Consider the following 19180-nt stretch of genomic DNA (forward strand, 5'->3'; position numbering starts at 1 on the left):
CCCATAGAGAATTCTCTATGGGGCTTGATAGTATTAAGTTTTTGTTTTATTTATCCCACCATAATGGAGTAAATAAATCATCACTTCCTTGAGCAGCTACAGCAGCGTCATAACTTTCCTTATTTTGAGCAGGTTCCGAAGAAGGATACCCATGTCTTACAGGTATTGAATTACCATTAATAGCATCAACAGCAGGTGTTAGTATAGGGTAATCAAATTTTCTCCATTCAGCCCAAGCCTCATAGGGTTGGTAGAATAAAGCAAGCCATTTTTGTTCAGCAACTTGATTCATTGCATTAGCAGGATTGTATACTACATTGGGTTCTAATAAATAAGCATCAGCATCAGTAGATGATACACCCCATTGTTCCATAGAAGCTTTAATAGCTTCATTGTAATAAGTAGGTGCATCAGCAACAGGTAGCCATCCTAAAAGAGCAGCTTCTGCTTTGTTAAAAGAAATTTGTGCGTAAGTAAACATTGGTAATGGAGTAGTTCCGTTGAAGATTAAATTATCATTCATGAATGATACAGCATCATTAGCAACAGTACCAGCATCTGCCCAACCATATTGTAATCCTACAAAAGTACCTGTTGATACAGCTGGCTCTCCAAACATAGGTAAGCGAGGGTCATTGTTTGCAGTCATGTTGTTAACTAAAACATCGCTTAAACATTCGTCAGTTCTTCCATCATCCCCATAGTCATCTTGGTATGGGTTGTCATATTGGTCATCTGCAAGACAAGCAAACATAATGTTTTCAGACACTGAAGATATTGCTCCAGGCATAGCTTCATTAAATTTAGTAGAAGCAAAGTCTCCAGGTGCAGGATATACTTTTGATAAACGAATAGCCATATTCATTTTTAGGGTGTTTGCAAACTTTCTCCACATACTCATGTCACCTCCAAAAAATGTATCACCAGAAGGTCCATCTCCACCGTCTATTTGAGCTAACGCAGCATCAATTTCATTAAATAAATCTTTATAAATGAATTCTTGTGTATCATAAGCAGGGTTAGGATTAGCAACTCCTCCAAATGCTTCTGTATAAGGTAACATACCCCATCTATCAGTCATCCATTGAAAATAATAAGCTTTTAAAATACGAGCAACCGCTATTTGGTTATTGTTTGAACCGTAAGTAGCCATTGATTCTGCTTGCTCGGTATTTGCTATAATTATATCGTTTAATGCTTTTAGAGGTGCGTTATATATATTTACCGCTCCTTGCTGATTACCTGTTGTATTGTCTCCACTACCAACAATGTTCCATCCAAAATTTATCGTTTGGTATCTAGACTCTTCTGTGTACTGTGTTTGAGATAAATGTTGTACATAGAGAGATGGCGTAGCTGTACCTGATAAACTAAGAGCTCCTACTAGTTTAGCTTGAGAAGCTGTTAAAAGCGATGGAGGTAAAGGTTGTGAAGGGTCGTTTAAATTATCGTTAGTACCTCCAAAGTCATAAGACTCACAACTATATCCAAAAGCTATTAAAGCAGCTAAGGCTAAAGCTTTATATATTGTTTTTTTCATTTTTTCTGTAGTTTAATTAAAATTTCACTTTTACATTCATACCAAAAGTTCTGCTACTTGGTAATTGTCCTCCTTCAGCCCATCTAAATCCTTGTCCTGTTCCAGAACCACCATTTGTGTTTTCAAGTTCTGAAGGGTCTACACCTGCAACTTCTGAATAAATTAACCATAAATTGTTAGCAAATGCATTTACGCTTATGCTTTCAATAGGACCATTTTTGAATAATTTTGAAGGAAAAGTATATCCAAGAGAAAGTTGTCTTAATTTAACATAAGAAGCATCATATAACCACATTTCATGTAAGGCAAATTTATTTGGCCAATACGTGTCTGCGTTAACATAGTAAGAAACAGGAGCTCCAGTTGTTGAATCTACACCGCTTACTAAAACACCTCCTGAGTTAGAATTAGCTGTATTAGCATAAACTAAATGTTCAATAGGTTGATTATCATCATCTAAAGGATGAGTACCGGAAACATTGTCTCTTACAGGGTTACCTAAGGCGTTGTTTCCTACAGTAGCTATACCTAAACCAGAATAGTTGTTAAACATTTGAGTAACTGAGAAATATTTCCCTCCCTTTTGGAAATCGATATTGAAAGATAGGTTAACCCCTTTGTAAGTAAAAGAGTTAGTTAAACCTCCTGTAAAGTCAGGTAATAAATTACCTAAATATTGGTTTTGATCATAAGCATAGTCTCCTCTATTATCTATAAGCATATTACCTTCATCGTCTCTTCTAATTTTACGACCGTAAAATGCTCCCCATTCTTCACCAACTCTAGCTTCAAGAGTTAAGCCTCTCCAAGAAGAAGCTAAAACGTCTGTATCAACACCAGGGTATAATTCATCTACTGTTCTTTTTAAAGTAGAGAAGTTAAGACCGATGTCCCAAGTTAAGTTCTCGTTTTTGATAGGGGTACCTGTTAAAGCAACTTCAATACCTTTAGAAGTAAACTTACCAGAGTTAATACTTGAAGAAGTGTATCCTGTAGCACCAGATAAAGGTACATTAATAGGTAGGTTTACATCTTTTCTGTCAAAATAAGTAAAGTCTAATCCTAATCTATTACCAAAGAACTTTAATTCTGTTCCTATCTCAAACTCCTGTCTTACACCGCCTTCTAAAGTAGGGTTAGCTTCATTAGATTGAGGGAAGAAAGGAACATTTCCATTGTTTGAAGCGCCTGTGTCATAAGCAGGAACTAATTCGTTGATCCCTGGGAAACTAGGAGCTTCTGCGTATCCTACACGTAATTTACCAAAGCTTAATGCGTCTAAGTTGATGACTTTGTCAAATAAGAAACTTAAAGATCCTCCATAAGTAAGTACTCGGTTGCTATCAGGGTTAGCGGTAGAGTTCCAGTCTGATCTAATTGTTCCATCTAAATATAACATATCGTCATAACCAAAAGAAGCAGTAGCAAATAAACCTCTGTTTTTTCGATTCCATTCTCTGTTAGTGTATAAAGGTCTGTCTTTTGAAGAAGCAACACTGTAGATTCCTGGAATTGTTAAACCACCGCTTGATTCTGCGTCTACATATCTTCTGTTCCATTGTCTTAATTCAGTACCAACAGAGGCAGTTAAGTCTAATTTATCACTTAAATCTTTGTTGTATGTTGCCATAGCAAATAATTCTGTAGAACTAATAGTTTCATCTGTCTCTCTAAATCCAGTTTGGTTTAAACCACCAAAAGCAACTCGTGAATTACTTTTATAAACATTAACAGTTCTTCTGAGTTCTGTATTGAATGTTAAATTGTCAGTTATTTCATAATTTAAACCAAAGTTACCATAAGTACCATTTTTAATTTGTGTCTTAAGGTTTTGATTTGTTTCGAAATAAGGAGAGTCCCAGTACTGAGGTCTTGTGTCACCAGCAGCTTTCATGTTCCATGTGTAAAAAATACCGTTTTGGTAGTAATGATCTCTTAATCTGTCCATGTCCAATTGTCTTTGGAACCATTGGTTGAAGTTAGAAGCAATACTGCCATAACCATCAATAGGATTGTTAAGGGTTTTTCTGTATTGATAATTAAAGTTTGTGTAAACTTCAAATTTATCTGAAATATTAAACTTAGCACTTGTGTTAACTTGTTTTAAGTTTCTCTGAGTGTTTGGTAAAATACCTTCAATATCTACATTTCTTAAAACTGCTTTTACATTATATCCTTCTCCACCTTTTGAGAAAGTAAATGTAGTGTTGTTTGTAATACCAGTTTCAAAGAAGTTTTTAACGTTGTCTGGGTTAGGAGACCACGGTCTTAATTCTCCATATTCTGGAGTGCCAGGTATCCAGCTGTCCCAGTGTCTAACTAATGTACCGTCTAATCTTGGACCCCAAGACTCGTCTGCAGCATAGTTAGGGATGTTTTGACCATTTAAGGTACTAAAAGATTGAGAGTATCCACCACCATATTCATTCTGATATTCTGGCATGATATAAACATTAGATACCTGTAAAGCTTGATCTATGACAAATGAAGATTTTCCAGTTTTAGCTCTTTTAGAAGTAATAACAACAACACCATTTCTACCAATTGGTCCATATAATGCTGTGGCTCCACTACCTTTTAAAACGTTTAAAGTTTCTATGTCGTCAACGTTTATGTCTGAAGAGCTTTCTACTTTAACACCATCAACAACATATAGTAAGTCACTTTCTCCTCTTAAACGAATCAAGGCATTTCCAAACCCTGAACTAGGAGCTCCTAGCATTTGAACACCAGCAACTTTACCAGCTATGGAGTTGTTAATATCAACTTCTCTAGTTTGAGTAAGTTGTTCTCCTTTTACTGATTGTTGAGCAAAACCTAAACTTTTAGCTTCTCTTTTGATACCTAATGCTGTAACAACTACTTCGTCTAAAACGTTGTCACTAGTCATAACAACTGACATTGTGTTTGAAGTCCCTACGGTTTTTTCAATAGTTTTCATTCCGACAAAACTAAAGATTAGTATATCTCCGTTCTTAGCTTGAATAGAAAACTTTCCGTCAAAATCAGTTTCTACACCTGAAGTTGTTCCCTTTTTTAAAACATTAACTCCAGGTAATGGTCCTGTTTCATCAGAAACTGTACCTGAAATCGTTCTGTCTTGTGCAAAGGAAATCTGCACAACCAACGCTAGAAGTAGCGTCAAAATTCCATTAAACTTTGTTTTCATTATGTAATTATTTGAATTAATTGAGCCAAAAATCATAAATAAATCTTAAAAAAACAAGGTATTTGTTAATTAAATCTAAAAAAAACGAGGTTTATTTAGGTTGTTGTGTTAAATAAATGAGAAGTAGTTATTGTTTTTATTGGTTTGGTTTCTTTTTTTTAATAGGTGTAAAGTTTAGATTATATGGTTTGGTTGTGTTTCTTGAAATAATTACAAGGTAAGGGGTAGGGTTTGAGGTGTTTTGTTAAAAATAACTTCTTGATATTTGAATAATTAGAAAATTATCGTACATTTGCAGCCTCTAAAAATTAGAGTAATTTAAGTACAAATTAAAAATAAGTAATAATTTAGTATGCCAACTATTCAACAATTAGTTCGTAAAGGAAGAGCCAAAATAACTAAGAAGAGTAAATCGGCTGCTTTACAAGCATGTCCACAAAGACGTGGAGTTTGTACGCGTGTGTATACCACTACTCCTAAGAAACCTAACTCAGCAATGCGTAAGGTGGCAAGGGTTCGTTTAACAAATGGTAACGAAATCAACGCGTATATTCCAGGTGAGGGGCACAACTTGCAAGAGCACTCGATAGTATTAGTTAGAGGTGGAAGGGTAAAAGATTTACCAGGTGTTAAATATCACGTGGTACGTGGAGCATTAGATACTGCAGGAGTTGAGGGTAGAACCCAACGTAGATCTAAGTACGGTGCAAAACGCCCTAAAGACAAAAAGTAAAAATAATTAGTAACTTTTTTAATGTAAAGACATGAGGAAAAGAAGAGCTAAAAAAAGAGTTTTGTTACCGGATCCAAGATTTAACGATCAATTAGTTACACGTTTTGTGAATAACTTAATGTGGGACGGTAAAAAATCTGTAGCGTTCAAAGTGTTTTACGATGCAATGGATATCGTAAATGAAAAGAAAACTGACGAAGAAAAGTCGGCTTTAGAAGTGTGGAAAGATGGTTTATCTAACGTGATGCCTCACGTAGAAGTACGTTCTCGCCGTGTAGGTGGAGCTACATTCCAAATTCCAATGCAAATTCGTCCAGACCGTAAGGTTTCTATGGCGATTAAATGGATGATCTCTTATGCGCGTAAGCGTAATGAAAAAACAATGGCACAACGTTTAGCTGCTGAGATTTTAGCTGCTGCTAAAGAAGAAGGTGCTGCTGTTAAGAAAAGAGTTGATACTCATAAGATGGCTGAAGCGAATAAAGCATTCTCACACTTTAGATTTTAATAAGAAATGGCAAGAGATTTAAAATATACAAGAAACATTGGTATTGCTGCTCATATTGATGCTGGTAAAACAACAACAACTGAGCGTATCCTTTTCTATACAGGGGTGTCTCATAAAATTGGAGAAGTTCATGATGGAGCTTCTACAATGGACTGGATGGAACAAGAGGCAGAAAGAGGTATTACAATTACTTCTGCAGCTACAACTTGTACATGGCAATTCCCTACAGAAAATGGAAAGCCTACCGCAGATGCTAAAGGATACCATTTTAATATTATTGATACTCCAGGTCACGTTGACTTTACCGTAGAGGTAAACCGTTCATTACGTGTATTAGATGGATTAGTGTTCTTATTCTCTGCAGTAGACGGAGTAGAGCCTCAGTCTGAAACTAACTGGAGATTGGCTGATAACTATAAAGTGCCTCGTATCGGTTTCGTTAACAAAATGGACCGTCAAGGAGCAAACTTTTTAGCAGTTTGTCAGCAAGTAAAAGATATGTTAAAATCTAATGCAGTGCCAATCGTATTAAATATTGGTGATGAAGCAGATTTTAAAGGGATTGTTGATTTAGTTAAGAACCGTGCTATTGTATGGCATGATGAAAATCATGGATCAACTTTTGATATTGTAGATATTCCAGAAGAATTAAAAGAAGAAGCTCGTGAGTTACGTGGTAAGTTAATCGAAGAGGTTGCTGCTTATGACGAAAACTTATTAGAGAAATACATGGAAGATGAAGACTCAATTACAGAAGAAGAAGTGCACGCTGCATTAAGAGCTGCTGTAATGGATATGTCTATCATTCCTATGGTTTGTGGTTCTTCATTTAAAAATAAAGGTGTTCAGTTCTTATTAGATGCTGTATGTCGTTATTTACCTTCTCCGGTAGATAGAGAAAATATCATCGGTACTAATCCTGATACAGGTGAAGAGGAAACTCGTAAGCCAGATGCAAAAGCACCATTTTCAGCTTTAGCATTTAAAATTGCTACCGATCCTTTCGTAGGTCGTTTAGCATTCTTCCGTGCATATTCTGGTCGTTTAGATGCTGGTTCTTATGTGTTAAATAATCGTTCAGGTAAAAAAGAGCGTATTTCACGTATTTATCAAATGCACTCTAACAAGCAAAATGCAATCGATTATATCGAAGCAGGAGATATTGGAGCTGCAGTAGGATTTAAAGATATTAAAACAGGGGATACGTTATCTGATGAAAAACATCCAATTGTTTTAGAATCTATGGATTTTCCAGATCCTGTAATCGGTATTGCTGTTGAGCCAAAAACTAAGGCTGATGTAGATAAATTAGGAATGTCTTTAGCAAAGCTAGCTGAAGAAGATCCAACATTTACTGTAAAAACAGATGAAGCTTCAGGGCAAACTGTAATTTCAGGAATGGGTGAGTTACATTTAGATATTATTGTAGACCGTTTAAAGCGTGAGTTTAAGGTTGAAGTAAATCAAGGACAACCACAAGTAGAGTACAAAGAAGCTATTACAGCTACTGCAGATCACAGAGAGGTTTATAAGAAACAATCAGGTGGACGTGGTAAGTTTGCTGATATTGTATTTACTATGGAGCCAGCTGATGAAGGTGTAACAGGATTACAATTTGAGTCTATCATTAAAGGTGGTAACGTTCCTAAAGAATTTGTTCCTTCTGTAGAGAAAGGATTTAAAGAAGCAATGAAAAATGGTCCATTAGCAGGATACGAGATGGATTCGATGAAGATTACTTTAAAGGATGGATCTTTCCACCCTGTAGATTCTGATCAATTATCATTCGAATTAGCTGCTAAAATGGGTTATAAAGCTGCTGCTAAAGCTGCAAGAGCTGTAATCATGGAGCCAATGATGAAGTTAGAGGTGTTAACTCCAGAAGAAAATATGGGTGACATCGTTGGAGATTTAAATAGAAGACGTGGACAAGTTAATGATATGAGCGACCGTGCTGGATCTAAAGTAGTAAAAGCTATCGTTCCATTATCAGAAATGTTTGGATATGTTACTTCATTAAGAACATTATCTTCAGGTAGAGCAACTTCTACTATGGAATTCTCTCACTATGCAGAAACTCCTAGTAACATTGCTGAAGAAGTAATCGCTAACGCTAAAGGTTAATTAAGATGAGTCAAAAAATTAGAATAAAGTTAAAATCTTACGATTATAATTTAGTAGACAAGTCTGCTGAGAAAATCGTAAAGACAGTAAAGAGTACTGGTGCTGTAGTAAACGGACCAATTCCTTTACCAACAAATAAAAAGATTTTTACAGTATTACGTTCACCACACGTAAACAAAAAATCAAGAGAGCAATTTCAATTATCTGCTTACAAAAGATTATTAGATATCTATAGTTCTTCTTCAAAAACTATTGATGCTTTAATGAAACTTGAGTTACCAAGTGGAGTTGAAGTTGAGATCAAAGTATAAGTAAATCAATAACTTTCGGTTTAATTTTGTTAAGCCGAAAGTTTTTTATACTTTTGCACACCGAAATTTAGGTTTCGGATTGTAAATATTTCTGTAATGTATGCAGAAATGACATGTCCTGAGGGTTTCGCGAAGGAAAAATGGTAAAAGCAAATTCAGAGTGAAGGCGTTTTTCGCTCTTTTTTTTTGAAAAATTCAAAGGAAAAACAGAAACATTCGTTTCAAAAAATCATTTATTAATAGACGCGCTGGATAAATTAAATCTATTCGTCTGAAAATTAACAAATATGTCTGGGTTAATAGGAAGAAAAATTGGAATGACCAGCTTATTCGATGAGAACGGGAAAAATATTCCTTGTACTGTAATCGAAGCAGGTCCTTGCGTTGTTACCCAAGTCAGAACCGAAGAGGTTGACGGCTATAACGCTTTACAACTTGGTTTCGATGACAAAAAAGCAAAAAGCTCTAATAAAGCTTTAGATGGTCACTTTAAAAAAGCTGGTACATCTGCTAAGAAAAAAGTTGTTGAATTCCAAGAGTTTGATGGTGAGTACAAATTAGGTGACTCAATTACTGTTGAATTATTTGCTGAAGGAGAATTCGTTGATGTATCAGGGATTTCTAAAGGTAAAGGTTTTCAAGGTGTTGTTAAACGTCATGGGTTTGGCGGAGTTGGACAAGCAACTCACGGTCAACATAACCGTTTAAGAGCTCCTGGTTCAATTGGTGCAGCATCGTACCCTGCAAGAGTATTCAAAGGAATGCGTATGGCAGGTCGTATGGGTGGAGACAAAGTAAAAGTTCAAAATTTAAGAGTGTTAAAAGTGGTTGCTGATAAGAATCTTATCGTAGTAAAAGGAGCTATTCCTGGTCACAAAAACTCTTATGTAACTATCGAGAAATAATGAAAGTAGCAGTATTAGATATTACAGGAAAAGATACTGGTAGAAAAGTTGAACTTTCTAACGAGGTATTCGGAATTGAGCCAAATGATCATGCAATTTATTTAGATGTAAAGCAGTATTTGGCTAATCAAAGACAAGGTACTCATAAATCGAAAGAAAGAGCTGAGATTGCTGGTAGTACAAGAAAGATTAAAAAACAAAAAGGAACTGGTACAGCTCGTGCGGGTAGTATCAAGTCTCCAGTTTTTAGAGGTGGTGGACGTATTTTCGGTCCAAGACCAAGAAATTATTCTTTTAAGTTAAACAAAAACTTAAAGCGTTTAGCACGTAAGTCTGCTTTAAGTATTCAAGCAAAAGAAAACAATTTAGTTGTTATTGAAGATTTCAATTTTGAAGCTCCAAAAACTAAAGAGTTTATCAATGTATTAAAAGCTTTAGAATTAGACGCTAAAAAGTCTTTATTTGTATTAGGTGAAGAAAGTAAAAATGTTTACTTATCATCTCGTAACTTAAAAGGTTCTAAAGTAGTAGATGCTTCAGGAATTAACACTTATAGCGTTTTAAATGCTAACAAAGTAGTTATCGCTGAGAGCTCTTTAGAAGGAATTGAGTCTAATTTAAGTAAATAGGGAAGAAAATGAGTATTTTAATTAAACCTATTATTACAGAAAAAGCTACAAATGATAGCGAGTTAAACAACCGTTATACATTTGTTGTAAACAAAAAAGCTAACAAGTTAGAAATCAAAGGAGCTGTTGAGGCTGCTTATGGTGTAGCGATCGAGTCTGTAAAAACTATGAACTATCCAGCATTAAGAAAAACTAAATACACTAAAAAAGGTTTAGTTACTGGATTAACAAGTGGATACAAGAAAGCAATCGTTCAGTTAGCTGAAGGAGAAACTATTGATTTTTATAACAATCTTTAAGAAAAGACAGAATGTCAGTTAGAAAATTAAAACCAATAACACCAGGTCAGCGTTTTAGAGTTGTAAATGGGTTCGACACCATTACTACTGATAAGCCGGAGAAATCTTTATTAGCTCCGAAAAAACGATCTGGAGGTCGAAACAATCAGGGTAGAATGACTACACGTAACATTGGTGGAGGTCATAAACAAAAATACCGTATTATCGATTTTAAAAGAGATAAGCAAGGTGTTCCTGCAACAGTAAAAACTATCGAGTACGATCCAAACCGTACTGCATTTATTGCATTAGTTAGTTATGCTGATGGTGAAAAGCGTTATGTAATTGCACAAAACGGATTAAAAGTAGGTCAAACAATCGTATCAGGAAAAGAAGCTACGCCAGAAGTTGGTAACGCTATGTTCTTAAGCGATATTCCATTAGGTACTACAATTTCTTGTATTGAGTTACACCCAGGACAAGGAGCTGTTATGGCTCGTTCAGCTGGTTCATTTGCTCAATTAATGGCAAGAGATGGTAAATATGCAACAGTAAAGTTACCTTCAGGTGAAACAAGATTAATCTTATTAACTTGTATGGCAACTATCGGAGTTGTGTCTAACTCTGACCACCAATTATTAGTATCTGGTAAAGCAGGTAGAAGTAGATGGTTAGGTAGAAGACCAAGAACGAATGCTGTTCGTATGAACCCAGTTGATCACCCAATGGGTGGTGGTGAAGGACGTTCTTCTGGAGGACATCCAAGATCTAGAAACGGTATCCCAGCGAAAGGATTTAAGACTAGATCTAAGACCAAAGCTAGTAACAAGTATATTATAGAACGTAGAAAGAAATAATAAACCATGGCAAGATCATTAAAAAAAGGACCTTACGTTCACTATAAGTTAGAGAAAAAAGTGTTAGCTAACGTAGAAGCAGGAAGTAAGTCAGTTATCAAAACTTGGTCAAGAGCAAGTATGATTACTCCAGATTTCGTAGGGCAAACAATTGCAGTTCACAACGGACGTCAGTTTGTACCAGTTTACGTTACTGAAAACATGGTAGGTCATAAATTAGGCGAATTTTCACCAACACGTTCTTTTAGAGGGCACGCTGGTGCAAAAAATAAAGGTAAAAAATAGTAGGAAATTATGGGAAGTCGTAAACATAACATGGCAACACAGTTAAAAGAAGCTAGAAAGTCTAGAGCTTTTGCTAAATTAACTAATTGTCCTACATCACCAAGAAAAATGCGCTTGGTAGCAGATTTAGTAAGAGGAGTTGAAGTTGAAAAAGCTTTACAAATCTTAAAATTCAGTCCAAAAGAAGCATCACGTAACTTAGAAAAGTTATTGTTATCAGCTATCGCTAACTGGCAAGCTAAAAACGAAGATGCAAGCATCGAAGATGCAGGATTATATGTAAAATCAATTTGTGTTGATAGCGCAGGTATGTTAAAAAGGTTAAGACCAGCTCCACAAGGTCGTGCACACAGAATTCGTAAGCGTTCTAATCACGTAACTTTAGAGTTAGGAACTAAAAATAACAGTAATTAATCAAAGTAGAAATGGGACAAAAGACAAATCCAATAGGAAATCGTTTAGGAATTATCAGAGGATGGGAATCTAACTGGTATGGTGGAAATGACTACGGAGATAAGATTGCTGAAGATGATAAGATCAGAAAGTATATCAACGCTCGTTTATCAAAAGCAAGTGTTTCTCGTATTATTATTGAGCGTACTTTAAAGCTTGTAACCGTTACTATCACTACTGCACGTCCAGGTATCATTATTGGTAAAGGAGGTCAAGAGGTAGACAAGTTAAAAGAAGAGCTTAAGAAAATTACAGGAAAAGAAGTTCAAATTAACATTTTCGAAATTAAGCGTCCAGAATTAGATGCAAACTTAGTTGCAGCTAGTATCGCACGTCAAATCGAAAACAGAATTTCTTACAAGCGAGCTACAAAGATGGCGATTGCTGCTGCAATGAGAATGAATGCAGAAGGAATTAAAGTGCAATTATCAGGTCGTTTAAATGGAGCTGAAATGGCGCGTTCTGAGCATTATAAAGAAGGAAGAATTCCTCTTTCTACCTTCAGAGCAGATATCGATTATGCACTTGTTGAAGCACATACTACATACGGAAGAATCGGTGTGAAAGTATGGATTATGAAAGGTGAGGTTTATGGAAAACGTGAATTATCTCCATTAGTAGGATTATCTAAACAAAAAGGTAATTCTAACAAAGGTGGTGGTAATGCAAAACGTCAACCTCGCAGAAGAAAATAATTTTTAAAAGAAATTAAAAATGTTACAGCCAAAAAGAGTAAAATACCGTAAGGTACAGAAGGCGAAAGGAAATATGAAAGGTAACTCTGGTAGAGGTACTCAACTTTCTAACGGAATGTTTGGTATTAAATCATTAGACCAGAACTTACTTACCTCTCGTCAAATTGAGGCAGCTCGTATTGCGGCAACTCGTTATATGAAAAGAGAGGGGCAACTTTGGATTAAAATTTTCCCAGACAAACCTATCACTAAGAAACCATTAGAGGTACGTATGGGTAAAGGTAAAGGTGCACCTGATCATTTTGTTGCTGTTATTAAACCAGGTAGAATTTTGTTTGAAGTTGGTGGTGTACCAATGGAAGTAGCAAAAGAAGCTTTACGTTTAGCAGCTCAAAAACTTCCTGTAAAAACGAAGTTTGTAATAGCAAGAGATTTTGATTATAACGCTTAATTCTATTTAGATCATGAAACAATCAGAAATTAAAGAATTATCAACAGCTGACTTACAAGAAAAGCTTGGAGCGTTGAAGAAAAATTATACTGATCTTAAGATGGCTCACGCCATAACTCCATTGGAAAATCCATTAGAGTTACGTAGCTTAAGAAAAACTGTGGCAAGAATTGCTACAGAGTTAACTAAAAGAGAATTACAATAATTCTAGTCAGTTTTAAAGATGGAAAAAAGAAATCTTAGAAAAGAGAGAATCGGTGTAGTATCTAGCAACAAAATGGAGAAATCTATCGTAGTTAGCGAGGTAAAAAGAGTAAAGCACCCAATGTACGGAAAGTTCGTATTAAAGACTAAGAAGTACGTTGCACATGACGAGAATAACGATTGCAACGAAGGTGATACTGTAAGGATCATGGAAACACGTCCTATGAGTAAATCTAAGCGTTGGAGATTAGTAGAAATCCTAGAAAGAGCTAAATAATATGTTACAGACAGAATCAAGATTAAAAGTCGCAGATAACACTGGAGCAAAAGAAGTTTTAGTGATTAGAGTTTTAGGAGGAACAAAAAAGCGTTACGCTAGCGTTGGAGACAAAATCGTTGTTACGGTTAAATCTGCAACTCCAAACGGAACTGTAAAGAAAGGTCAAGTATCTCGTGCAGTTGTTGTTCGTACTAAGAAAGAAGTTAGACGTAAAGACGGATCATATATCAGATTTGATGATAATGCTTGTGTACTTTTAAATCCTTCAGAGGAAATGAGAGGAACACGTGTATTCGGTCCTGTGGCTCGTGAATTACGTGAGAAACAATTTATGAAAATAGTATCATTAGCACCTGAGGTGTTATAAAATCAGATTTTAAAATGAAAAAATTTAAAATTAAATCAGGAGATACTGTTAAAGTTATAGCAGGAGATCACAAAGGATCTGAAGGTAAAGTTTTACAAATCATCAAAGATAAGGATAGAGTTGTAGTAGAAGGTGTAAACATGGTGTCTAAACACACTAAACCAAGTGCTGCAAATCCACAAGGAGGAATTGTAAAAAAAGAAGCTCCATTACACATATCAAACGTTGCTTTAGTTGAAAACGGTGAAGCAGTAAGAGTTGGTTATAAAGTAGAAGGAGATAAGAAAGTAAGAGTATCAAAAAAATCAGATAAAGCAATATAACCATGAGTTACGTACCAAGATTAAAAGAAGAGTACAAGAGCAGAGTTATCAAAGCTCTTACTGATGAATTTGGTTATAGCAATGTAATGCAAGTACCTAAATTACAAAAAATTGTTGTAAGTAAAGGTGTAGGTGCAGCTATAGCAGATAAGAAATTAATAGAATACGCTATTGACGAGTTAACTACAATTACAGGTCAAAAAGCAGTATCTACAATCTCTAAGAAAGACGTTGCAAACTTCAAATTACGTAAAGGAATGCCAATTGGTGCAAAAGTTACGTTAAGAGGAGACAAAATGTACGAATTTTTAGATAGATTAGTTACAGCTTCTTTACCACGTGTAAGAGACTTTAACGGTATCAAAGCAAATGGTTTTGATGGTAGAGGTAATTACAACTTAGGTATTACTGAACAAATCATCTACCCAGAGATTAATATTGATCAAGTGAAAAAAATTAGTGGTATGGATATTACATTTGTAACATCTGCTAACACTGATAAAGAAGCTAAATCATTATTAGGAGAATTAGGATTACCATTTAAAAAGAATTAATAAGATGGCTAAAGAATCAATGAAAGCGCGTGAGCGCAAAAGAGCTAAAATGGTTGCAAAGTATGCAGAAAAGAGAAAAGCTTTAAAAGAAGCTGGAGACTACGAAGCATTACAAAAGTTACCAAAAAACGCATCACCAATTAGAATGCACAACCGTTGTAAACTAACTGGACGTCCTAAAGGATATATGCGTCAGTTCGGAATTTCACGTGTTACTTTCCGTGAAATGGCTAACCAAGGATTAATTCCAGGAGTAAAAAAAGCAAGCTGGTAACAGCTCTTTACTATACAAGCAAAAGGTGTATAACGATAAAACGTTATACGCCTTTTTGTATTTAAAAAAGCAAGTTATTTTAGATGATTACCATACTATTTTAAAGGAAGGAATTTAGTTTTTTAAAACTGAAATATCTGCAATAAATTAGTGCTCAAAATGATAATTATTAAAATGGTTTGATTTTTAAAAAGTTTATGTATATTTGCACACTGTTTTTATAGGGTAAATTGTGCCTTGTAAGTAAATACTTGTTATAAGTATAATACCTATGAGATTTTACCTAAAAAACGAACTAAATAAATATTAACTGGTTTCAGGTTTAGTATCAGTATTTTACCAAGTAAAGTAAGGTTGCTAAAAACCAAAACCACAATTTAATTAACTATGTATACAGATCCAATCGCGGATTTTCTTACTCGTGTGAGAAATGCTATTGCAGCTAACCACAGAGTAGTTGAAGTTCCTGCTTCAAAATTGAAGAAGGAAATGACGAAAATTTTGTTCGATCAAGGTTACATTTTAAGTTATCAGTTCAATGACGATAAAGTACAAGGAACTATTAAGATAGCTTTAAAATACGATCGTGATACGAAAGAATCAGTAATCAGAAAGATTCAAAGAATTTCAACACCAGGTTTACGTAAGTACGTTGGCGCTAAAGAAATGCCAAGAGTATTAAACGGTTTAGGTATTGCTATTGTTTCTACATCTAAAGGTGTAATGACAAACAAAAAAGCAAGACAAGAAAACGTTGGTGGAGAGGTATTATGTTACGTTTACTAAAAAACATTTTGTAAGATGAGTAGAATAGGAAAAAATCCAATCGCATTGCCACAAGGTGTTGAAGTTAAAGTAGACGGAAACGTGGTAACAGTAAAAGGTAAATTAGGAGAATTAACTCAAGAGTTAACTTCTGGTATTACTGTAAAGGTAGAAGATGGTACGATCACTTTAGAAAGATCATCAGATAGTAAAGATCATAGAGCTGCACATGGTTTATACCGTGCTTTAATCAATAACATGGTTGAAGGTGTAAGCAAAGGTTTTACTAAAGAGTTAGAGTTAGTAGGTGTTGGATATAGAGCATCTAACCAAGGACAAAAATTAGATTTAGCCTTAGGTTTCTCTCATAACATTATTTTAGATTTAGCTCCAGAAGTTAAGGTTGAAACAGTATCTGAAAAAGGTAAAAACCCAATCGTAAAATTAACTTCACATGACAAGCAATTAGTTGGTCAAGTTGCAGCAAAAATTCGTTCTTTCCGTAAGCCAGAGCCTTACAAAGGAAAAGGAATTAAGTTTGTAGGAGAAGTATTAAGAAGAAAAGCAGGTAAATCTGCATAATAAATTAAGAGAAATTATTATGGCATTATCAAAGCTTGAAAGAAGACAACGAATTAAGCATAGAATTAGAAAAATAGTTACTGGTACAGCTGCTAAACCAAGATTATCAGTTTTTAGAAGTAACAAAGAAATCTATGCTCAGTTAATTGATGACGTTGCTGGTGTAACATTAGCATCTGCATCTTCAAGAGATAAAGAAATTACATCTGGTTCTAAGGTAGAAGCAGCAACAGCAGTAGGTAAAGCTATCGCTGAAAAAGCTGTAAAAGCTGGTGTTGATACTGTTGCTTTTGACCGTAACGGATATTTATACCACGGTAGAGTTAAAGTATTAGCAGACGCTGCTAGAGAAGCTGGTTTAAAATTTTAAGAAATTATATTATGTTAGGATATAAAAACGTAGAAAGAGTAAAACCAAGCGGATTAGAGCTTGTAGATAAATTAGTAGGAGTACAACGTGTTACTAAAGTAACTAAAGGAGGTAGAGCATTTGGTTTCTCTGCAATCGTAGTAGTTGGAGATGGTAACGGTGTTGTAGGTCACGGATTAGGGAAATCTAAAGATGTTTCTTCTGCAATTGCAAAAGCAGTAGAAGATGCAAAGAAAAACTTAGTGCGTATTCCTATTTTAGATGGAACATTACCACACGAGCAAAAAGGTAAATTTGGTGGAGCTAAAGTATTCATCAAGCCAGCTTCACACGGTACCGGGGTTATCGCCGGGGGTGCTGTACGTTTGGTATTAGAATCTGTTGGAATAAAAGACGTATTATCAAAATCTCAAGGATCATCAAACCCTCACAACGTAGTAAAAGCAACTTTTGATGCTTTATTACAATTACGTAGCGCAGCAACTATTGCTAAGCAAAGAGGCATTTCTTTAGAGAAAGTTTTTAACGGTTAAAATTTAAGACGATGAGTAAAATTAGAGTTACACAAGTAAAAAGTCAAATCGGTCGCCTTAAAAATCAAAAAAGAACGTTAGAGGCGTTAGGTTTACGTAAAATGAACCAAACTGTAGAGCATGATGCAACAGCTACAATTTTGGGTATGGTAAATAAAGTTTCACACTTAGTTTCTGTAGAAGAAATTAAATAAGACAATAAAAGATGAGTTTACACAACTTAAAACCAGCAGCTGGAGCAACTAAGAACAAAGGGAAGCGTGTAGGACGTGGAGAAGGTTCTGGTAAAGCTACTACTGCAGGAAGAGGACACAAAGGAGCTAAATCTCGTTCTGGTTATTCTCGTAAAGTAGGATTTGAAGGAGGACAAATGCCACTTCAAAGACGTGTGCCTAAATTTGGATTCACTAACATTAACCGTAAAGAGTATGTTGGTGTAAATTTAGACAAGTTACAATCATTAGTAGATAACGGAAAGATAACAGATACAGTTAATTTAGATGTTTTAGTTGAAAACAGATTAGCTCGTAAAAACGACTTAGTAAAAATATTAGGTGGTGGAGAGTTAAAAGCTAAATTAAATATAACTGTACATAAGTATACAGCATCAGCAAAAGCAGCTATCGAAGCAGCAGGAGGTGAAGCAGTAACTTTATAATAATTGTAAATGATGAATTTTATAAATACTTTAAAAGACATTTGGAAGATAGAAGAGTTAAAAGAGAAATTACTTTTAACCTTAGGTTTAATTGCTGTTTACCGTTTTATGGCAGCTGTTCCATTACCAGGAATTGATCCAACTCAATTAACAGCATTAAAAGACAGTACTTCTGATGGACTTTTAGGTTTATTAAACGCATTTACAGGTGGGGCATTTGCTAGAGCGTCAGTAATGGCACTTGGTATAATGCCTTATATTTCTGCTTCTATTGTAGTTCAGTTAATGGGTATTGCGGTACCATATTTACAAAAACTACAAAAAGATGGAGAAAGTGGACGTAAGAAGATTACGCAAATAACAAGATGGCTTACAATTGCTATTACATTGTTTCAAGCACCTACTTATATTGGAGTTATCCAAAATCAAATGGGGTTACCAGCTGAAGCATTCTTAGTAACAGGAGCAACATTTTGGGTATCATCTATTATTCTTTTAAGTGCAGGAACAATTTTTGCAATGTGGTTAGGAGAGCGTATTACTGATAAAGGAGTTGGTAATGGTATATCATTATTAATTACTGTAGGTATTATCGCAAACTTCCCAGCTGCATTTATTCAAGAATTAGTTTCTAAGCAAACTGCAGGAGCAGGAGGAATTATGATGATTTTAATCGAATTAATAGTTTGGTTTGTGGTAATCTTGTTAACCGTATTATTAGTTACCGCAGTACGTAAAGTAGCAGTTCAATATGCACGTCGTACAGCAGTTACAAACATTAAAGATGTTGATGGTGCAAGACAGTACATTCCATTAAAGTTGAATGCTGCTGGTGTAATGCCAATTATCTTTGCTCAAGCAATTATGTTTTTACCAATTGCATTAGGGCAAAAATACCCAGCATTAAACAGTTTAACTGATATTAACGGTTTATGGTATAACGTTATATTTGCTTTATTAATTATTGTCTTTAGTTACTTTTATACTGCTATTACTATTCCAACGAATAAAATGGCAGAAGACTTAAAGAGAAGTAATGGTTTTGTTCCAGGGTATAAACCAGGTGAAGAAACAGCTAACTTTTTAGATTCAGTATTGTCAAAAATTACATTACCAGGATCAATCTTCTTAGCAGCTTTATCTATTTTACCAGCAATCATTGTAAAGTTTGGAGTTACTCAAAACTGGGCAATGTTTTACGGTGGAACTTCATTAATCATTATGGTAGGAGTTGCAATAGACACTATTCAGCAAATAAACTCGTATTTATTAAATAGTCGTTATGACGGTTTAATGAAAACAGGAAACAGTAACAGAAAATCATTAAAATAA

Annotated in this window: 27 protein-coding genes; 25 read left to right on the forward strand and 2 right to left on the reverse strand. The window is 34.9% G+C overall.

What is annotated here, in order from left to right; genetic code table 11:
- Positions 1-46 precede the first annotated feature (46 nt).
- Together N534_RS0101130 and N534_RS0101135 are read right to left on the reverse strand one after the other, a co-directional pair.
- Entirely contained in the window at positions 47-1540 is a 1494-nt protein-coding gene (locus tag N534_RS0101130) for a SusD/RagB family nutrient-binding outer membrane lipoprotein (RefSeq protein ID WP_028890720.1), read from the reverse strand.
- A 16-nt stretch (positions 1541-1556) separates the two neighbouring features.
- The gene (locus tag N534_RS0101135; protein WP_028890721.1) at positions 1557-4709 is read right to left on the reverse strand and encodes a SusC/RagA family TonB-linked outer membrane protein; all 3153 of its coding nucleotides are present in this window, start codon (positions 4707-4709) and stop codon (positions 1557-1559) included.
- Positions 4710-5061: 352 nt separating this feature from the next.
- Here N534_RS0101135 and rpsL point away from each other — a divergent pair, with 352 nt between their 5' ends.
- The 25 genes from rpsL to secY all read left to right on the forward strand — a co-directional run bounded on the left by rpsL (position 5062) and on the right by secY (position 19180).
- The gene (gene rpsL, locus N534_RS0101140) at positions 5062-5442 is read left to right on the forward strand and encodes a 30S ribosomal protein S12 (RefSeq protein ID WP_028890722.1); all 381 of its coding nucleotides are present in this window, start codon (positions 5062-5064) and stop codon (positions 5440-5442) included.
- 31 nt (positions 5443-5473) lie between these two features.
- A complete protein-coding gene (gene rpsG, locus N534_RS0101145; protein WP_028890723.1) occupies positions 5474-5950 on the forward strand; it encodes a 30S ribosomal protein S7 in 477 nt (158 codons plus the stop codon).
- A 6-nt stretch (positions 5951-5956) separates the two neighbouring features.
- Positions 5957-8074 carry an elongation factor G gene (gene fusA / locus N534_RS0101150; RefSeq protein ID WP_028890724.1) on the forward strand — a complete coding sequence of 706 codons (2118 nt, stop codon included), beginning with the start codon at positions 5957-5959 and terminating at the stop codon, positions 8072-8074.
- Positions 8075-8079: 5 nt separating this feature from the next.
- On the forward strand, positions 8080-8385 hold the full coding sequence (gene rpsJ, locus N534_RS0101155; protein ID WP_024740605.1) for a 30S ribosomal protein S10: 306 nt from the start codon (positions 8080-8082) through the stop codon (positions 8383-8385).
- Between the two features lie 287 nt (positions 8386-8672).
- Entirely contained in the window at positions 8673-9290 is a 618-nt protein-coding gene (rplC, locus tag N534_RS0101160; RefSeq protein ID WP_028890725.1) for a 50S ribosomal protein L3, read from the forward strand.
- Positions 9290-9919 carry a 50S ribosomal protein L4 gene (rplD, locus tag N534_RS0101165; RefSeq protein WP_028890726.1) on the forward strand — a complete coding sequence of 210 codons (630 nt, stop codon included), beginning with the start codon at positions 9290-9292 and terminating at the stop codon, positions 9917-9919. The genes rplC and rplD overlap by 1 nt, the downstream gene beginning before the upstream one ends.
- An 8-nt stretch (positions 9920-9927) precedes the next feature.
- Positions 9928-10218 (forward strand): 50S ribosomal protein L23, encoded by a 291-nt coding sequence (gene rplW / locus N534_RS0101170; RefSeq protein WP_028890727.1) that lies wholly within the window; start codon positions 9928-9930, stop codon positions 10216-10218.
- 11 nt (positions 10219-10229) lie between these two features.
- Positions 10230-11054, forward strand: coding sequence for a 50S ribosomal protein L2 (rplB, locus tag N534_RS0101175; protein WP_028890728.1), 825 nt, complete (start codon positions 10230-10232; stop codon positions 11052-11054).
- A gap of 6 nt (positions 11055-11060) precedes the next feature.
- Positions 11061-11339 (forward strand): 30S ribosomal protein S19, encoded by a 279-nt coding sequence (gene rpsS, locus N534_RS0101180; RefSeq protein ID WP_028890729.1) that lies wholly within the window; start codon positions 11061-11063, stop codon positions 11337-11339.
- A gap of 9 nt (positions 11340-11348) precedes the next feature.
- A complete protein-coding gene (rplV, locus tag N534_RS0101185; RefSeq protein ID WP_028890730.1) occupies positions 11349-11753 on the forward strand; it encodes a 50S ribosomal protein L22 in 405 nt (134 codons plus the stop codon).
- Positions 11754-11764: 11 nt separating this feature from the next.
- A complete protein-coding gene (gene rpsC / locus N534_RS0101190; RefSeq protein ID WP_028890731.1) occupies positions 11765-12487 on the forward strand; it encodes a 30S ribosomal protein S3 in 723 nt (240 codons plus the stop codon).
- Between the two features lie 19 nt (positions 12488-12506).
- A complete protein-coding gene (gene rplP / locus N534_RS0101195; RefSeq protein WP_028890732.1) occupies positions 12507-12938 on the forward strand; it encodes a 50S ribosomal protein L16 in 432 nt (143 codons plus the stop codon).
- Between the two features lie 13 nt (positions 12939-12951).
- Complete coding sequence (gene rpmC, locus N534_RS0101200; protein ID WP_028890733.1) at positions 12952-13143, forward strand: 50S ribosomal protein L29; 192 nt, start codon at positions 12952-12954, stop codon at positions 13141-13143.
- A gap of 18 nt (positions 13144-13161) precedes the next feature.
- Positions 13162-13419, forward strand: coding sequence for a 30S ribosomal protein S17 (gene rpsQ, locus N534_RS0101205; protein ID WP_028890734.1), 258 nt, complete (start codon positions 13162-13164; stop codon positions 13417-13419).
- Between the two features lies 1 nt (position 13420).
- Positions 13421-13789: a 50S ribosomal protein L14 gene (gene rplN, locus N534_RS0101210; protein WP_028890735.1), complete on the forward strand. Its 369-nt coding sequence runs from the start codon at positions 13421-13423 to the stop codon at positions 13787-13789.
- Between the two features lie 14 nt (positions 13790-13803).
- A complete protein-coding gene (gene rplX / locus N534_RS0101215; RefSeq protein ID WP_028890736.1) occupies positions 13804-14112 on the forward strand; it encodes a 50S ribosomal protein L24 in 309 nt (102 codons plus the stop codon).
- Positions 14113-14114: 2 nt separating this feature from the next.
- Positions 14115-14666 (forward strand): 50S ribosomal protein L5, encoded by a 552-nt coding sequence (gene rplE, locus N534_RS0101220; protein WP_028890737.1) that lies wholly within the window; start codon positions 14115-14117, stop codon positions 14664-14666.
- Between the two features lie 4 nt (positions 14667-14670).
- Positions 14671-14940 (forward strand): 30S ribosomal protein S14, encoded by a 270-nt coding sequence (gene rpsN / locus N534_RS0101225; protein WP_028890738.1) that lies wholly within the window; start codon positions 14671-14673, stop codon positions 14938-14940.
- 387 nt (positions 14941-15327) lie between these two features.
- The gene (gene rpsH, locus N534_RS0101230; RefSeq protein ID WP_028890739.1) at positions 15328-15726 is read left to right on the forward strand and encodes a 30S ribosomal protein S8; all 399 of its coding nucleotides are present in this window, start codon (positions 15328-15330) and stop codon (positions 15724-15726) included.
- Between the two features lie 15 nt (positions 15727-15741).
- Positions 15742-16287: a 50S ribosomal protein L6 gene (rplF, locus tag N534_RS0101235; protein ID WP_028890740.1), complete on the forward strand. Its 546-nt coding sequence runs from the start codon at positions 15742-15744 to the stop codon at positions 16285-16287.
- Between the two features lie 19 nt (positions 16288-16306).
- Complete coding sequence (rplR, locus tag N534_RS0101240) at positions 16307-16657, forward strand: 50S ribosomal protein L18 (protein WP_028890741.1); 351 nt, start codon at positions 16307-16309, stop codon at positions 16655-16657.
- A gap of 11 nt (positions 16658-16668) precedes the next feature.
- Positions 16669-17190 carry a 30S ribosomal protein S5 gene (gene rpsE, locus N534_RS0101245; RefSeq protein ID WP_028890742.1) on the forward strand — a complete coding sequence of 174 codons (522 nt, stop codon included), beginning with the start codon at positions 16669-16671 and terminating at the stop codon, positions 17188-17190.
- An 11-nt stretch (positions 17191-17201) separates the two neighbouring features.
- Entirely contained in the window at positions 17202-17384 is a 183-nt protein-coding gene (gene rpmD, locus N534_RS0101250; protein ID WP_028890743.1) for a 50S ribosomal protein L30, read from the forward strand.
- 11 nt (positions 17385-17395) lie between these two features.
- Complete coding sequence (rplO, locus tag N534_RS0101255) at positions 17396-17848, forward strand: 50S ribosomal protein L15 (RefSeq protein ID WP_028890744.1); 453 nt, start codon at positions 17396-17398, stop codon at positions 17846-17848.
- Between the two features lie 12 nt (positions 17849-17860).
- Complete coding sequence (gene secY / locus N534_RS0101260; RefSeq protein WP_028890745.1) at positions 17861-19180, forward strand: preprotein translocase subunit SecY; 1320 nt, start codon at positions 17861-17863, stop codon at positions 19178-19180.

Origin of the sequence: Tenacibaculum sp. 47A_GOM-205m, assembly GCF_000518405.1 — a bacterium.
GTDB classification, from domain to species: domain Bacteria; phylum Bacteroidota; class Bacteroidia; order Flavobacteriales; family Flavobacteriaceae; genus Polaribacter; species Polaribacter lutimaris.

Bases quoted from the DNA above. Each gene is read 5' to 3' on its own strand.
- N534_RS0101130 (WP_028890720.1), bottom strand. From the start codon at position 1,540: ATGAAAAAAACAATATATAAAGCTTTAGCCTTAGCTGCTTTAATAGCT.
- N534_RS0101135 (WP_028890721.1), bottom strand. From the start codon at position 4,709: ATGAAAACAAAGTTTAATGGAATTTTGACGCTACTTCTAGCGTTGGTT.
- rpsL (WP_028890722.1), top strand. From the start codon at position 5,062: ATGCCAACTATTCAACAATTAGTTCGTAAAGGAAGAGCCAAAATAACT.
- rpsG (WP_028890723.1), top strand. From the start codon at position 5,474: ATGAGGAAAAGAAGAGCTAAAAAAAGAGTTTTGTTACCGGATCCAAGA.
- fusA (WP_028890724.1), top strand. From the start codon at position 5,957: ATGGCAAGAGATTTAAAATATACAAGAAACATTGGTATTGCTGCTCAT.
- rpsJ (WP_024740605.1), top strand. From the start codon at position 8,080: ATGAGTCAAAAAATTAGAATAAAGTTAAAATCTTACGATTATAATTTA.
- rplC (WP_028890725.1), top strand. From the start codon at position 8,673: ATGTCTGGGTTAATAGGAAGAAAAATTGGAATGACCAGCTTATTCGAT.
- rplD (WP_028890726.1), top strand. From the start codon at position 9,290: ATGAAAGTAGCAGTATTAGATATTACAGGAAAAGATACTGGTAGAAAA.
- rplW (WP_028890727.1), top strand. From the start codon at position 9,928: ATGAGTATTTTAATTAAACCTATTATTACAGAAAAAGCTACAAATGAT.
- rplB (WP_028890728.1), top strand. From the start codon at position 10,230: ATGTCAGTTAGAAAATTAAAACCAATAACACCAGGTCAGCGTTTTAGA.
- rpsS (WP_028890729.1), top strand. From the start codon at position 11,061: ATGGCAAGATCATTAAAAAAAGGACCTTACGTTCACTATAAGTTAGAG.
- rplV (WP_028890730.1), top strand. From the start codon at position 11,349: ATGGGAAGTCGTAAACATAACATGGCAACACAGTTAAAAGAAGCTAGA.
- rpsC (WP_028890731.1), top strand. From the start codon at position 11,765: ATGGGACAAAAGACAAATCCAATAGGAAATCGTTTAGGAATTATCAGA.
- rplP (WP_028890732.1), top strand. From the start codon at position 12,507: ATGTTACAGCCAAAAAGAGTAAAATACCGTAAGGTACAGAAGGCGAAA.
- rpmC (WP_028890733.1), top strand. From the start codon at position 12,952: ATGAAACAATCAGAAATTAAAGAATTATCAACAGCTGACTTACAAGAA.
- rpsQ (WP_028890734.1), top strand. From the start codon at position 13,162: ATGGAAAAAAGAAATCTTAGAAAAGAGAGAATCGGTGTAGTATCTAGC.
- rplN (WP_028890735.1), top strand. From the start codon at position 13,421: ATGTTACAGACAGAATCAAGATTAAAAGTCGCAGATAACACTGGAGCA.
- rplX (WP_028890736.1), top strand. From the start codon at position 13,804: ATGAAAAAATTTAAAATTAAATCAGGAGATACTGTTAAAGTTATAGCA.
- rplE (WP_028890737.1), top strand. From the start codon at position 14,115: ATGAGTTACGTACCAAGATTAAAAGAAGAGTACAAGAGCAGAGTTATC.
- rpsN (WP_028890738.1), top strand. From the start codon at position 14,671: ATGGCTAAAGAATCAATGAAAGCGCGTGAGCGCAAAAGAGCTAAAATG.
- rpsH (WP_028890739.1), top strand. From the start codon at position 15,328: ATGTATACAGATCCAATCGCGGATTTTCTTACTCGTGTGAGAAATGCT.
- rplF (WP_028890740.1), top strand. From the start codon at position 15,742: ATGAGTAGAATAGGAAAAAATCCAATCGCATTGCCACAAGGTGTTGAA.
- rplR (WP_028890741.1), top strand. From the start codon at position 16,307: ATGGCATTATCAAAGCTTGAAAGAAGACAACGAATTAAGCATAGAATT.
- rpsE (WP_028890742.1), top strand. From the start codon at position 16,669: ATGTTAGGATATAAAAACGTAGAAAGAGTAAAACCAAGCGGATTAGAG.
- rpmD (WP_028890743.1), top strand. From the start codon at position 17,202: ATGAGTAAAATTAGAGTTACACAAGTAAAAAGTCAAATCGGTCGCCTT.
- rplO (WP_028890744.1), top strand. From the start codon at position 17,396: ATGAGTTTACACAACTTAAAACCAGCAGCTGGAGCAACTAAGAACAAA.
- secY (WP_028890745.1), top strand. From the start codon at position 17,861: ATGAATTTTATAAATACTTTAAAAGACATTTGGAAGATAGAAGAGTTA.